The sequence below is a fragment of the Chryseobacterium herbae genome (assembly GCF_025154075.1).
GTDB classification, from domain to species: domain Bacteria; phylum Bacteroidota; class Bacteroidia; order Flavobacteriales; family Weeksellaceae; genus Chryseobacterium; species Chryseobacterium herbae.
In genome coordinates this window covers 367,759-382,406 of record NZ_JAOAMU010000005.1, presented here as the reverse complement: position 1 = coordinate 382,406, position 14,648 = coordinate 367,759, and the positions used below count along the sequence as shown (strand labels likewise).

Annotated in this window: 11 protein-coding genes and 2 tRNA genes; 11 read left to right on the top strand and 2 right to left on the bottom strand. The window is 39.4% G+C overall.

Going from position 1 to position 14,648, the window contains the following annotated elements; translation table 11 throughout:
* The first annotated feature begins 140 nt into the window (after positions 1-140).
* The 11 genes from N0B48_RS17110 to N0B48_RS17060 all read left to right on the top strand — a co-directional run bounded on the left by N0B48_RS17110 (position 141) and on the right by N0B48_RS17060 (position 14,252).
* Positions 141-1,601 (top strand): UDP-N-acetylmuramoyl-L-alanyl-D-glutamate--2,6-diaminopimelate ligase, encoded by a 1,461-nt coding sequence (locus tag N0B48_RS17110; RefSeq protein ID WP_259840120.1) that lies wholly within the window; start codon positions 141-143, stop codon positions 1,599-1,601.
* 76 nt (positions 1,602-1,677) lie between these two features.
* Positions 1,678-2,919, top strand: coding sequence for a phospho-N-acetylmuramoyl-pentapeptide-transferase (gene mraY, locus N0B48_RS17105; protein ID WP_034724610.1), 1,242 nt, complete (start codon positions 1,678-1,680; stop codon positions 2,917-2,919).
* An 84-nt stretch (positions 2,920-3,003) separates the two neighbouring features.
* A complete protein-coding gene (gene murD, locus N0B48_RS17100; RefSeq protein WP_259840117.1) occupies positions 3,004-4,329 on the top strand; it encodes a UDP-N-acetylmuramoyl-L-alanine--D-glutamate ligase in 1,326 nt (441 codons plus the stop codon).
* A gap of 64 nt (positions 4,330-4,393) precedes the next feature.
* A complete protein-coding gene (locus N0B48_RS17095; protein WP_259840115.1) occupies positions 4,394-5,632 on the top strand; it encodes an FtsW/RodA/SpoVE family cell cycle protein in 1,239 nt (412 codons plus the stop codon).
* Between the two features lie 126 nt (positions 5,633-5,758).
* Positions 5,759-6,868: an undecaprenyldiphospho-muramoylpentapeptide beta-N-acetylglucosaminyltransferase gene (gene murG, locus N0B48_RS17090; RefSeq protein WP_259840114.1), complete on the top strand. Its 1,110-nt coding sequence runs from the start codon at positions 5,759-5,761 to the stop codon at positions 6,866-6,868.
* 61 nt (positions 6,869-6,929) lie between these two features.
* Entirely contained in the window at positions 6,930-8,288 is a 1,359-nt protein-coding gene (murC, locus tag N0B48_RS17085; protein WP_259840112.1) for a UDP-N-acetylmuramate--L-alanine ligase, read from the top strand.
* 70 nt (positions 8,289-8,358) lie between these two features.
* Positions 8,359-9,327, top strand: a complete 969-nt coding sequence (locus N0B48_RS17080; RefSeq protein WP_259840111.1) for a cell division protein FtsQ/DivIB — start codon at positions 8,359-8,361, stop codon at positions 9,325-9,327.
* Positions 9,328-9,412: 85 nt separating this feature from the next.
* Entirely contained in the window at positions 9,413-10,795 is a 1,383-nt protein-coding gene (gene ftsA, locus N0B48_RS17075) for a cell division protein FtsA (RefSeq protein WP_259840109.1), read from the top strand.
* Positions 10,796-10,908: 113 nt separating this feature from the next.
* Complete coding sequence (gene ftsZ / locus N0B48_RS17070) at positions 10,909-12,831, top strand: cell division protein FtsZ (RefSeq protein ID WP_259840108.1); 1,923 nt, start codon at positions 10,909-10,911, stop codon at positions 12,829-12,831.
* Positions 12,832-12,922: 91 nt separating this feature from the next.
* Positions 12,923-13,369: a GatB/YqeY domain-containing protein gene (locus tag N0B48_RS17065; protein WP_259840107.1), complete on the top strand. Its 447-nt coding sequence runs from the start codon at positions 12,923-12,925 to the stop codon at positions 13,367-13,369.
* Between the two features lie 472 nt (positions 13,370-13,841).
* Positions 13,842-14,252: a BrxA/BrxB family bacilliredoxin gene (locus N0B48_RS17060; RefSeq protein WP_034724594.1), complete on the top strand. Its 411-nt coding sequence runs from the start codon at positions 13,842-13,844 to the stop codon at positions 14,250-14,252.
* A 124-nt stretch (positions 14,253-14,376) separates the two neighbouring features.
* On the opposite strand, the gene N0B48_RS17055 is transcribed toward N0B48_RS17060, so the two are convergent.
* Both N0B48_RS17055 and N0B48_RS17050 read right to left on the bottom strand, forming a co-directional pair.
* Positions 14,377-14,464, bottom strand: a tRNA-OTHER gene (locus tag N0B48_RS17055).
* Between the two features lie 61 nt (positions 14,465-14,525).
* Positions 14,526-14,613: transfer RNA gene (locus N0B48_RS17050), tRNA-Arg, on the bottom strand.
* Positions 14,614-14,648: the final 35 nt, after the last annotated feature.

Sequence of the window (14,648 nt, the reverse complement as noted above, 5' to 3'; positions counted from 1 at the left end):
GATTAAAAAAAGTTTTCTCAGGAAGGCACCATAATCAGCAAGAACCAGAGAATTTATTTATCTCTGCAGAATTAAAATAGAAAACCCAGTCCTAAAGGGACGATTTAACAAAGAATAGGATGAAATCCTATTAATAAAAAATGATAATAACAGAATTATTAAAAAGAATCCCAGTTTTAGAAATTCACGGCGACGACGCCCGTGAGATCTCAGAATTGGTTTTCGACAGCAGAAAGATTACGGAAAACTCATTGTACGTTGCAGTGAGAGGAACCGTTGCAGACGGACATTCATACATTGCATCATCTGTTGAAAAAGGTGCAAAAGCAGTGGTGTGCGAAGAATTCCCTGAAACATTGAATGAAGAGGTAACCTACATTAAGGTGAAAGATTCATCTCAGACTTTGGGACATCTGGCATCCAACTTTTACGGAAATCCATCTCAGAAACTTAAATTAATCGGAGTTACGGGAACCAATGGAAAAACATCAGTATCTACCCTTCTTTTTGATGTATTCAAAAATCTGGGATATGATTCTGCCCTTCTTTCCACGGTGGAGATCAGAATTGCGGATGAAATCATTCCTGCAACACATACGACTCCGGATGTCATTACCATCAATAAAATTTTAGCCGAGGCCGTTGAAAAAGGTTGTGAATTTGCTTTCATGGAAGTTAGCTCCCATGGAATTGCACAAAACAGAATTGAAGGCCTGTATTTCAAAATTGCAGGATTCACCAACCTTACCCACGACCACCTGGATTACCATAAAACATTCGACGAATATCTTAAAACCAAGAAGAGGTTTTTCGATGGACTTGAAGATACTGCTGTAGCCATCACAAACGTTGACGACAAAAACGGAATGGTGATGCTTCAGAATACGAAGGCTAAGAAAAAGTCTTACGCCCTGAAAACCATGGCAGATTACCACGGAAAATCTTTAGAAATTGATTTCAATGGAATGCTGCTGAACTTCAATGGAAAAGAATTCTGGACGACACTGACAGGACGATTCAATGTGTACAACTTATTACTGGTTTTCGGAATCGCAACAGAACTTGGTTTTGAGCAGGATGAAATTTTGCAGGCGATCAGCAAGCTGAAGAGAGTTTCCGGAAGGTTTGAAACCTTCAAATCAGATGGTGGAATTTTCTTCATCGTAGATTATGCTCATACGCCGGATGCTTTGGAAAACATTCTGGACAGCATTAATGACATCAGAACCAAAAACGAAAGACTGATCACCGTTTTCGGATGCGGAGGCGACAGAGATCACTCCAAAAGACCTGAAATGGGAAATATTGCCACCAGAAAATCAACCTTGGCAATCATCACCTCAGACAATCCGAGAACAGAAGATCCTGCACAGATCATCAAAGAAATTGAAGCAGGTGTTGAATCTCAAAACTTCAGCAAATACACTTCAATTCCGGACAGAAAAGAAGCCATTAAAATGGCGATTAAGTTTGCAGAGCCTAAAGATATTGTTTTAGTAGCCGGAAAAGGCCACGAAACCTATCAGGACATCAATGGTGTTAAACATCATTTTGACGACAAAGAAACGATCAACGAGCTTTGGAAGTTAATGAGTAAATAAATTTATAATCGATTATTGAAAGCACTTAATTTATCATTCATCAATAATCACTTATCATTTATTAATAATTGAAACTATGCTATACTATCTATACGAATACCTAACCAGCCAGGGAATCCACATACCGGGATTGGGAATGCTGAAATACATTTCTTTCCGTGCCGGAATAGCGGTGCTGTTTTCTTTGGTCATTGCCTTGGTCTACGGAAAAAGGATCATCAATTATCTGAGAGCAAAACAGATGGGCGAATTGGTACGTGATCTTGGATTAGACGGACAAAAGCAGAAAGAAGGAACACCTACAATGGGAGGCCTTATCATTATTATTGCCACGATCATCCCGGTGCTGCTCTTTACGAGAATTACCAATGTGTATATCGTTCTTCTGCTGGTTTCCATGTTGTGGATGGGTGCCATAGGTTTCGTAGATGATTATTTAAAGAAAGTAAAGAAAAATAAAGACGGACTGAGTGGGAAATTCAAAATTGTCGGCCAGGTTGGTTTAGGGCTAATTGTCGGAGTTACAATGTATTTCCACCCGGACATTACGGTTAAAAGAAAGTATGCGGATGCAAAAGTGGTGAACCGAAACAATGTAGAGCAGAACTTTATGCCAACAGAAAAGATCACCGTTTCTACCGTTCCATTTGCTAAGAACAACGAGTTTGATTACAGCGGAATACTTTTCTGGATGAATGATAAAGATGCCCATGAGTGGGCATGGATTGTCTTTATCCCGATTGTTATTTTCATTGTGACCGCCGTTTCAAACGGAGCCAATATTACGGATGGAATTGATGGGCTCGCGGCAGGAACCAGTGCTATTATATTGCTCACCCTCGCCCTGTTCGCCTACCTTTCCGGGAACATTATTTTTGCAGATTATCTCAATATTATGTTCCTCCCGAATATGGGGGAAACCACGATTTTCGCAGTAGCCATGGTAGGTGCTGTAATCGGATTCTTCTGGTACAATACCTATCCTGCCCAGGTTTTTATGGGAGACACAGGAAGTCTGATGCTGGGAGGAGTGATTGCCGTTTTAGCGATCATCCTGAGAAAAGAACTTCTGATTCCGGTATTATGCGGAATCTTCCTGATTGAAAACGTATCGGTAATGCTACAGGTCGTTGTTTTCAAATACAGAAAAAGAAAATATGGACTGGATTACGCTCAGAATAATAGATTTTTTAGAATGTCACCATTACACCACCATTATCAGAAAGGAGGTTTCCATGAGAGTAAGATCGTCAACAGAATGATCATCATCGGAGTAATGCTGGCTATTGTATGCCTGATCACATTAAAAATGAGATAAAACCTTGTGTAAAGTATGAAGTATTAATACAAAACCAAATTACATTAATACATTTTACAGTATACATTTTACAAAAGAATAGATATGAAAATAGTTGTTTTAGGAGGTGGAGAGAGCGGATGCGGAGCTGCTTATTTAGCGAAAAAACAGGGTCTGGAGGTTTTCCTTTCAGACAAAGGAGCTATTAAGGATAACTACAAGCAGTTTTTAGCCGAAAATGAAATTGAATTTGAAGAAGGAAACCACAACGAAGAAAGAATTTTAAATGCCGACTGGATCGTAAAAAGCCCGGGAATTCCCAAAAAGGCGGAGATCGTTCACAAAATTCATGAGAAAGGAATCAGACTTTCCTCTGAAATTGAGTTCGCTTCAGAATTTACAGATGCCAAAATCATTGCCATCACAGGAAGCAACGGAAAAACAACAACCACTTCCCTGATCTACCACATCCTGAAAAATGACGGATTAAATGTAGGATTAGGAGGAAATATAGGATACAGCTTTGCCAAACAGGTGGCTGATGAAAACCATGAATATTATGTTCTGGAGGTGAGTTCGTTCCAATTGGATGATATTCAAAACTTCAGACCTTACATTTCTTTGCTGTTGAATCTGTCCAAGGATCATCTGGATCAGTACAACTACAATTATGAAGAATATGCTTTAGCTAAATTCAGAATTGCTGAAAATCAGGAGAATGACAATTTCTTCATCTACAACAAAGATGACGAAATGAGCAAAACCATTCTTGAGAAGCTGGAAATAAAAGCGAAAATGATTCCCTTCTCTACAAAAGAAAAATTATCTGAAGGGGGTTTCATTGATGGCGATCAGATTGTAGTAAAAATGGAGGATGAGTTTTCTATGAAGATGGATAAACTGTCTCTTCTTGGAAATCACAATGTTGCCAACAGCTTAGCCGCATCAATAGCCGGTAAAATATTAGAAATCAACAATGAAAGTATCAGAAACTCACTGATGACTTTCCAGGCGGTAGAGCACAGACTTGAATTCGTAACAGAGACCAATGGTGTAAAATACATCAATGACAGTAAAGCAACGAATGTAAACGCGACCTACTATGCTTTAGAAAGCATGAAAACCCCAACGGTCTGGATCGTAGGAGGATTAGATAAAGGAAACGACTACTCAGAAATTGAGGAGCTTGTTAAAAGAAAAGTAAAAGCCATTGTATGTCTTGGAATAGACAATACAAAGATTATAGACTTCTTTAAAGACAAAAAAGAATTCATCTATGATACATCAAGCATGGAAGAAGCCGTGAAAATATCAAAATCACTGGCCAAAAGCGGAGATACCGTTTTACTTTCCCCATGCTGTGCAAGTTTTGACCTGTTCAAAAGCTATGAGGACAGAGGAAAACAGTTTAAAGAGCAAGTATTAAAGTAAATGTAAAATGTCGGGTGTAAAAAGTACATTTTACTTTGTACATCATACATGAATACAAAAAAATATGGACGAACAGAACACAGAAAGCAGAATTGAATTTCTAAAGGGCGATAAAGTACTTTGGATGGTCATCCTTGTGATCTCCATTTTCTCTATCTTCCCGGTATACTCTGCAAGTTCAAATCTGGAATATATCGTTAATAACGGGACCACAACCGGTCACGTTATCAAACATATGTTCTTTGTGGTCTTAGGTCTTGTGATCATGAGAGTGGTGGGAATGGTGAAATACGAGTACATCGGAAAGCTCAGCAGTATTCTGCTCGGTCTAATGATCGTTCTTCTTGTGGTCACCATGTTTACAGGTCAGACCATTGATGGAGCCAGCGCTTCAAGATGGTTGAAAATCCCCGGAACCCCTATCTCATTCCAGCCATCGTCATTTGCGTTTTTAATGCTGGTCATTTATCTCTGCAGATATCTGACCAAGAAAATAACGCGGGAAAGACTTCCGATAGAGAACATTATGTACATCTTCGGACCTATCCTGCTGGTATTTGTGCTGGTTGCAAAAGACAACGGTTCTACAGCATTGATGATCTTATTGGTTTCCGTGATTGTTCTGATTATAGGACAGCTCCACTGGAAATACATTGCCGGATTCATCTCTTCCTCGTTTGTAGCCATTGTTTTCTTTCTGATTATCGCATTAAACACCAATCTGATCGGCGGAAACCGTGTGCATACATGGATGAGCCGTATTGAAACATTTACTTCCAGCAAAGCAAAAACCACTGATGTAGATGATGAAAGCGTAAAAGCTAAAAACTATCAGGTCATGCAGGCCAAAGCTGCGATCGTTCATGGTGGAATTACCGGAATGGGACCAGGAAAAAGTGCATTGAAACAAATGCTTCCACAGTCTGCCTCCGACTTTATTTTTGCTGTAATCGTAGAAGAATACGGACTGATTGGGGCCGCTTTCCTGATATGTCTGTACCTCATTATGATGATCAGAATCGTGATGATCGCCAGCAAAATGCCCGCCTTTTTCGGGTCCCTGCTCGTGCTCAGTCTCGGGGTAATGATCTTTATCCAGCTTGCAGTGAATATTGCTGTAGCAGTCAATCTGATCCCGGTAACAGGACAGCCGCTGCCACTGATAAGTTACGGAGGAACCTCCATGCTGGTGACCTACCTCCAGCTTGGAATTATTTTAAATATAAGCTCAAGGATCCAGATATACGATGAAGAAGGAATGGGCAAAAAACAAAGCGTAGCAGAAATTAATGATATAGCATAAAGAGTCCCAACGGGACGACTTATAGGAGGATAGGATAAAATCCTATCAAAAAAAGAAATGATAAAGAGTCCCAACGGGACGATTTAACAAAAGATAGGACGCAGTCCTATCATATTATAAAAAGAAATGAACAAAAAACTAAAAGTATTACTATCAGGCGGCGGAACAGGAGGACACATCTTCCCGGCTATCGCTATTGCAGACGAAATCAGAAAGAGATTTCCTGATACGGAATTTTTGTTCATCGGTGCCAACGGAAAAATGGAAATGGAAAAAGTTCCGCAGGCAGGTTATAAAATTGAAGGAATTGATATTGCCGGAATCGACAGAGGAAACATGCTCTCGAATTTGGGACTGCCTTTCAAAATTTTGAAAAGCTTATCCAGATCAAAGAAGATCATTAAAAATTTCGCTCCCGATTTTGCAGTTGGAACCGGAGGTTTTGCAAGCGGCCCGGCTTTGTACGAAGCCAGTAAAATGGGAATTCCCATCTTTATTCAGGAGCAGAATGCCCACGCAGGAGTAACCAATAAAATCTTAAGTAAGAAAGCCAAAGCTGTTTTCACGGCTTATCCTAAAGTGGAAGGCTTTCCTTCTGAAAAGATAAAATTCCTGGGAAATCCAATTCGTGAGAATATCATCACAGGAATGACGGAAACAGCCCTTGCAAAAGAAAAAATGGGACTGAGTAAAGACAAGCTTACCATTCTTTCAGTAGGTGGCTCTTTGGGCTCCAGAACATTAAATAATGCATGGAGATCTCATTTAAATGAACTTGTCAATAAAGACTATCAGCTGATCTGGCAAACAGGAAAGCTTGATTATCAAGATATTTTAGAAGAAACAAAGGATACCGAACGCAGAAATATCCACATCAATGAATTCATAAAAGACATGGAAACAGCTTATTCTGCGGCAGACATCATTGTTTCAAGAGCGGGTGCCATTGCTATTTCAGAATTGGCAGTAGCAAAGAAACCGGTTCTTCTGGTACCTTTCCCTTTTGCAGCGGAAGATCATCAGACCAAAAACGCCATGAATCTGGTTGAAAAAAATGCAGCCAGAATGGTAAAAGACTCTGAAATGCAGGAAAAATTCTGGAATACACTGGAAGAAATCTGCAGCAGTGAAAGTTTAAGAAATGAAATGTCTCAGAATCTGGAATATTTTGCCAAGCCCAATGCAGCAAAAGAGATTGTAGATGAGATATTTAAAACTGTAAAAAGTACAGTGTAAAATGTATTAACCACAAAAACATACATCAATACATTGTACATCATACATTAATACAAAAAGAATGAACATTTTAGAAACATATCAAAATTATTACTTCGTAGGAATCGGAGGTATTGGAATGAGTGCTTTGGCGCGTTATTTCAATGCTTCGGGCAAAAAAGTGCTGGGCTATGACAAGACCAACACCAAGCTTACGGCCCAACTGATGAAAGAAGGAATTGATATTGTTTTCGAAGATAGCATTGACGAAAAAATAACCACACTTCAAAAAGAAAATACGCTGGTGATCTATACTCCTGCGATCAAAACGTTAGGAATTTTAGATTATTTCAACCAGAATCAGTTTGAAGTTTTAAAACGCGCCAAAGTGTTAGGTTTGATCACAGAAAACACAGATTGCATCGCTATCGCTGGAACCCACGGAAAAACAACAACTTCCACACTGGTATCTCACCTGTGCAAAGAAGCTGACCTTCCGTTTTCATGCTTTTTAGGCGGAATTTCTGAAAATTTCAAATCAAACTTTTTGTATAACGGGACACAGTATTCGGTAGTAGAAGCAGATGAATATGACAGAAGCTTCCTGGCTCTTTCTCCTGACTGGGCTGTGGTCACTTCCACCGATGCTGATCACCTGGATATTTACGGCGATAAAAGCCATATTGAAGAAGGTTTCAAGCAGTTTGCAGCACTTGTTCCGAATGACAGACAGTTATTTGTAAGAAAAGGACTCGACATCGGCAGAGACCATCAGACTTATGCCGTCAATGAAAAAGCAGATTACTACTCAGACAACCTGCGTATGGATCATGATAAGATCTATTTTGATTTCCACACTCCGTCTGAAACCGTAAAAGATTTTGTTTGGGAAATTCCGGGCATTCATAATGTGGAAAATGCTACAGCAGCACTGGCTATCCTTCACAATTTAGGCGTGGATTTTGAAACGCTGAAAAAGGCTATTGCCAATTTTAAAGGAATTAAAAGAAGATATACCAAGCATATTTATCCCAACGGTAAAATTTATATCGATGATTATGCCCACCATCCGACAGAGATCAATGCGGTAGTGAGCTCAATCAGAACATTTTATCCGGAGAAAAAACTGTTGGTGGTTTTCCAGCCGCATCTTTTCAGCAGAACAAGAGACTTCGCTGACGCGTTTGCAGAAAGTTTAAGCAAAGCAGATGAACTCATCCTTCTCGATATTTATCCGGCAAGAGAACTTCAGGAAAATTTCGAAGGAATAACATCCGGCTGGTTATTGGAAAAAGTGAATTTAGATAAAAAAGAAAAATCGGATCTGTCCGGTGCTTTTGAAAAAATAAAAGAAAAAGATTTTGACATTCTCCTCACGGTAGGCGCAGGGAATATTGACACCCTGTATGATCCTATTGCTGAATGGATTGTAAAAAAATAATAGTGAAAATTAATAATGGAAAATGAATCAGTTCTGATGTCTGACATCTGAAATCTGACATCTTAGAATTATGAAAAATAAATACAGAATATTAAAAATTGCTGTCACAGTGATCATCCTTGGATTACTGCTGAGTTTCTCATTGAAGAGATTCAGCGGCCAGAAGATCACGGACAATAAGATTTCTGTAAAAATGAATGAAAAAACTCCGGTATACTTCATTGATGAAAAAGATATCCGGGAAATTGTAAAAAAAGAAAACCCTTCCGGAAAAGTAGGCGACCTGAATATTCCGGTGCTTGAGAAGAAGATCAACTCACTTCCAGCTGTAGACAGCGCCAATGTTTATCTGAATCTGAACGGAAAACTCTATCTGGATATCAAACAGAGAGTTCCTGTTTTCAGATTGAATAAAGACGGAAGAGACTTCTATGTAGATGAAAAAGGAACCGAGTTTCCTATTTCCAAAACCTACTCGCATCCATGCATGCTGGTAACAGGAAATGTAAGTCCGGATGAATATGAGAAGCTGGCAGAATTAGTAGAAAAGATTGATAAAGATGATTTCAGTAAAAAATTCTTTATCGGAATTTCAAAAAGCAAAGGCGATTATAATCTTCTCACAAGTGACGGAAATTATAAAGTAGAAATAGGAGATCTTGATAATATTGAATTTAAAGTTAAAGGACTAAAAACTTTCGTGGAAAAATACCTGGTATTCCAGGATCCACAAAAGTACAGCATGGTTTCTGTGAAATACCAGAACCAGATTGTAACGACCTTAAATCCTTATTTCAAAGAAAACGACAGTATTCTGAAAGCAGGAAATCTGGAACTGGCCAAAGCCCCGGCACTGGTAGCAGCAAAGAAACCAGATGTAATGCCTAAAACAGAAACTAAGAAAGCAAAAACACCTGCAGCTAAGCCTAAGGAAAAAGCAAAGCCAAAAACGACCGCCAAACCAAAGGAAACGAAAAAGACAGAGAAAAAGCCCACGGCAGCAAAGCCCAAAGCAAAAGCAAAGGTAAAAATAGAATAACACAGAGTCCCAAAGGGACAATTTAACAAAAGATAGGATAAAATCCTATCAATGGATAAAAGGAAAAAAATCAAATCGACATAAAATGGAAAATCAAGAGTATTCAGTAGGTCTGGACATCGGGACAACGAAGATTGTCGCGATTGTCGGACGGAGGAATGCACACGGGAAGATAGAAGTTCTCGGCGTTGGGAAAGCCAAAAGTCTTGGAGTTCATAAAGGTATTGTGAATAATATTTCACAAACCATTAATTCAATCAAGGCGGCCGTTTCTGAAGCACAATCCAGCGCAGGAGTTCCTATCCGTAAGGTCACAGTAGGTATTGCAGGAAAACATATCCGTTCTCTTCAGCATTCCGACTATATCATGCGTGAGCATCCGGACAAATTTATTACAGACGACGACATTGAAGCCCTGAAAGATCAGGTAAAAAAGCTGGTCATGCTTCCCGGAGAAGAAATCATCCATGTTCTTCCCCAGGAATATAAAGTGGATTCCGAAGGTGAAATTCAGGAGCCTGTAGGAATGCATGGAAAGCGTTTAGAAGCTAATTTCCACGTGGTAGTAGGACAGATGGGCAGCATCAGAAACATCGCAAGATGTGTAAGAGAAGCAGGCCTTGAAATGGAAGCCCTTACCCTGGAACCTTTGGCGTCTTCAGAAGCTGTATTAACGAAAGAAGAAAAAGAAGCTGGCGTTGCTATTGTAGATATAGGCGGCGGTACTACAGATATAGCAATTTTCAAAGATAATATCATCCGTCATACCTGCGTCATTCCTTACGGAGGCGGTATCATTACGGAAGATATCAAAGAAGGCTGCTCCATTATCGAGAAACATGCAGAACAGCTGAAAGTAAAATTCGGTTCTGCTGTTCCGGAACTGGAAAAAGACAGCACATTTGTAACCATTCCCGGACTTCACGGAAGACCGGATAAAGAGATTTCCCTTAAAACTTTAGCGCAGATCATCAATGCGAGAGTGGAAGAAATCCTGGAAATGGTGAATACAGAATTAAAAGCTTACGGAGCATTCGAGCAAAAGAAGAAACTGATCGCAGGGATTGTCCTTACGGGAGGTGGATCCAACTTGAAGCACCTTCGCCAGCTTGCCAACTATACAACAGGTTTTGACAGCAGAATAGGATTTGCTAATGAATATATTGCCAACGACAAAAATCAGTACCTGAAAGGCCCGGAATTTGCTACTTCAATCGGCTTGCTGATGGAGAGTTTGAAGATTCGGGACAAAAAGCAGGGCGCTGAAACAGAAGAACTCGTGGAAGAGGAAATAGCCAATGCAGAAACTGCTGTGGCACAGACCGAAACAGTTCAGGCGGTTCAGTCGACAGCAATAGTTCAGGAACAACCCGTTGTTAATGAGCAGCAGGAAAACAGAAGAGCGAAATTGACCTTCGGACAGTCGCTTATGGAAAAAGTAAAAAAATTCTTTGAAGAAGTAGAGTAAAATATAAATGATAGAAGATCATTGATAATTGATAAATAAAAAGCTTTTTGCCCAACGCCATTTATCACTCATCAGTTATCATTCATCACTCATCAATTATAAAAAGCATAGTTATGGAAAATATAGATACACAAGGATTTTCATTTGATTTGCCAAAAGGAAATTCATCCATTATAAAAGTAATCGGTGTAGGAGGCGGTGGAAACAACGCATTGAAGCACATGTACGAGAAAGGAATTTACGGAGTAGATTTCGTAGTCTGTAATACAGATGCCCAGACTTTAGATAATAACCCCGTTGCCAATAAAGTACAGCTTGGTACTACCATCACAGAAGGCCTTGGTGCCGGTGCTGATCCTGAGGTGGGGGAAAAATCCGCTATTGAAAGCATCGAAGAAATTAAAGCTTGTATGGGCCAGAATACCAAAATGGTGTTCATCACTGCCGGAATGGGCGGTGGTACAGGTACCGGAGCAGCTCCTGTGATTGCCAAGGTAGCTAAAGATATGGGAATTCTTACCGTAGGTATTGTTACCGTTCCTTTCAGCTTTGAAGGCAAAAGAAGACTTGAACAGGCCGAAATAGGTCTTGAAAAGCTAAGAAATAATGTTGATTCACTTATCGTGATCAATAATGATAAACTGAGACAACAATTCGGAAACCTTGGATTCAAACAGGGATTCTCAAAAGCCGATGAAGTTTTAACTAATGCCGCGAAAGGAATGGCAGAAGTTATTACCGGTTACTTCGATGTAAACATTGACTTTAGAGATGCTAAATCTGTCCTTCAGAACTCTGGTACGGCTCTGATGTCTACCGGAATTGCTTCAGGAGAAAACAAAGCGGAAGAAGCCGTTAAAAAAGCATTAGACTCTCCGTTGTTGAACGACAACAAAATCACCGGTGCTAAAAACGTCCTTCTATTGATCAGAAGTGGTGCGGAAGAAGTGACCATGGATGAGATTGGGGTCATTATGGACCACATTCAGAAAGAAGCTGGAAATACCGCTGATATTATTTTCGGGGTGGGTGCTGATGAAGAATTGGGAGATTCTGTAAGCGTTCTTGTAATCGCTACAGGTTTTTCAAATGACAGCAAAAGATTCGCCGGTCCTACAGAAAAGATCAGAATCAGTCTTAATGACAGTTTTGAGAACCCAAAAGCCTCTCCTTTTAAAACAAGGGAAGAAAGAGAAACCCCTTCTGAAACAACACGTGATTTCGGAGGAAAACACACTTTCAGACTGGATGATGAGGACAATGACGCTCCACAGTTCGGAATGACCTCTTCTGAAAAAAAAATGATTATTGAGGAAGAAGAAATCAAAACAGAAATAAGATTCTTTGATAAAGAGGAAGATACGCAGAACAGCGCTTCCCGTGACTGGAGAAATGATGAAGAATCAGAAGAGGAGTCTTACAGCTTATTCTCGCATGATGAAGAAGGAGAAGATCCGAATGATCTGGAAATTGAGTCTTTTAAATTTGACTTTGATTCCAGAAAAGACGAAACTCCATCTACACCAGCCACCAGTGCTTTTTCAGATGAGAAACCTGTTGAGTTCAGTTTCTTTGTGAACAATCAGCCTTCATCCAATGAGCCTAAAACTGACTATGGTCAGCCAAAAGCTGAGTTTACAGCGCCTGCAAGTGCAGTAACTGAAATTCCGGTTCAGGCGGTTGAAGCGATCTTCCAGACAAGATATGAAGAGCCGAAAGCAGAAACAAAACCTGCTTTTGAAGAAAAGATAGAAATTGAAACTCCAAAACCTGCAGAATCAGAATTCACGTTTGTGAATAAAGCGGTTGACCAGGAAAGGATTGTGGAGAGAAGAAATAAATTAAAAGAATTCAATTCACGCTATCAAAGCTTTGACAGCTCAAGCGAATTCGAATCTGTACCGGCTTTCAAAAGAAAGAATATTGCTATAGACGGAACCAATGCTTCAGACCAGAATATCAATACTTATCTGTCTGACAACAATGGATCTATGCAAGTGAGAGAGAACAGATTTTTAAATAAAGACGTTGACTAAATAATGTAACAATGTATCAATTTAACAGTGTAACAATTGCTTGTTCAAAATTGGTACATTGGTACACTTTTACATTGATAAATTAAATACCATGAGTTTAGAAAATATCATAAGCGAAGCTATTAAAACAGCTATGAGAGCTAAAGACAGAGTTGCTCTGGATTCTCTGAGAGCTGTAAAAGCTCAAATTTTAAATCTACACACTGAAGCGAGAGGTGTTGAAGTTTCTCCGGAGCAGGAAATTGCTATTCTGCAAAGAATGATCAAGCAGCGTAAGGATTCCTTCGAACAGTTTTCGGCGCAGGGAAGAAATGATCTTGCCGAAGTAGAAGATGCCCAGATGAAAGTGATTGAGCAGTTTCTGCCTAAACAGCTGAGTCCGGAAGAATTGGAAGCAGAAATTAAGAAAATTATCTCAGAAACCGGAGCTGAGTCTGCAAAAGACTTAGGAAAGGTAATGGGAGCTGCTTCAAAAGCGTTGGCAGGGAAGTCAGACGGAAAAAGTATTTCCGAAATGGCTAAGAAACTGCTTTCATAAATGAGTTTTCGGGTTTCGGGTTTCGAGTTTTTTTTCTTAATGTTTTAACGCTTGTATCCGTAACACGTACCTCGCAACACACCAGGATATCCAACCTTTGCATATCGATTTGATTAAAGAATCCCGGAACGCTAGCGTTCCGGGATTCATTTTTTGGATATTCATAATTATTAATTCAGTTATCATGTTTCAAACTGAACTGGTGTTACTTAACGACTGATTCATGCCGTATTGAATAATTTGAATGCTCGAGGGAAAGCAGTAAATGTTTTTTTCATGGTCGTTTGTTTTTCAGAATCATTTCAAATTTAGTAAATATTTCTCATTATTCATAATTTTATTTCACATTTTTTTGAATATTGTTGATATATTAATATTATATTAATTTTATCTGCCTAAACCATTGATAGTTTTTATATATTGAAGAAAAGCTAAGAAATCATTAACTTTGTATCGATAAAAAACAAAATATATGTATCCAACAGATTTAGTAATGCCTATGAAGGCAGAACTTACAGATAAAGGTTTCCAGGATTTAACATCTCCAGCACAGGTAGAAGAGGCTTTAAAGCAGTCAGGAACTACTCTATTGGTCATCAATTCAGTTTGTGGATGTGCAGCAGGTGCGGCAAGACCGGGAGTTGTATATTCTTTGACGGGTGATAAAAAACCTGATCATTTAACAACTGTTTTTGCAGGATTTGATACGGAAGCTGTAGCAGAAGCTAGAAAGCATCTTGCACCATTCCCTCCAAGCTCTCCATGTGTCGCACTTTTCAAGGATGGTGAATTGGTTCACATGCTGGAAAGACACCACATCGAAGGAAACCCTGCAGGCGCTATTGCAGCAAATCTTCAAGCTGCTTTTGACGAGTACTGCTAAGAGAAACAATCAAACAAATATGAACCCGCTACATGATCTGTAGCGGGTTTTTTATGATGAATTCGGGCTATCTGTAATAAAACAAATTTTAACAGTAAGTACTACCGCCAATACCCAATAAATGAAGAGAGAAAAGGATTCGAACCTTTGATGCGAAGAACGTATATACCGTCACGAAGACAATACGCCTTAAGCCACTCAGCCATCTCTCTTTGTATAAAATAAATGATCAGAAGTTTTGCGGCAAATGCAACCGTAAACATCCAACAAATGAAGAGAGAAAAGGATTCGAACCTTTGATGCGAAGAACGCATATATCGTCACGAAGACAATACGCCTTAAGCCACTCAGCCATCTCTCTTTATGTAAAATAAATGATCAGAAGTTTTGCGGCAA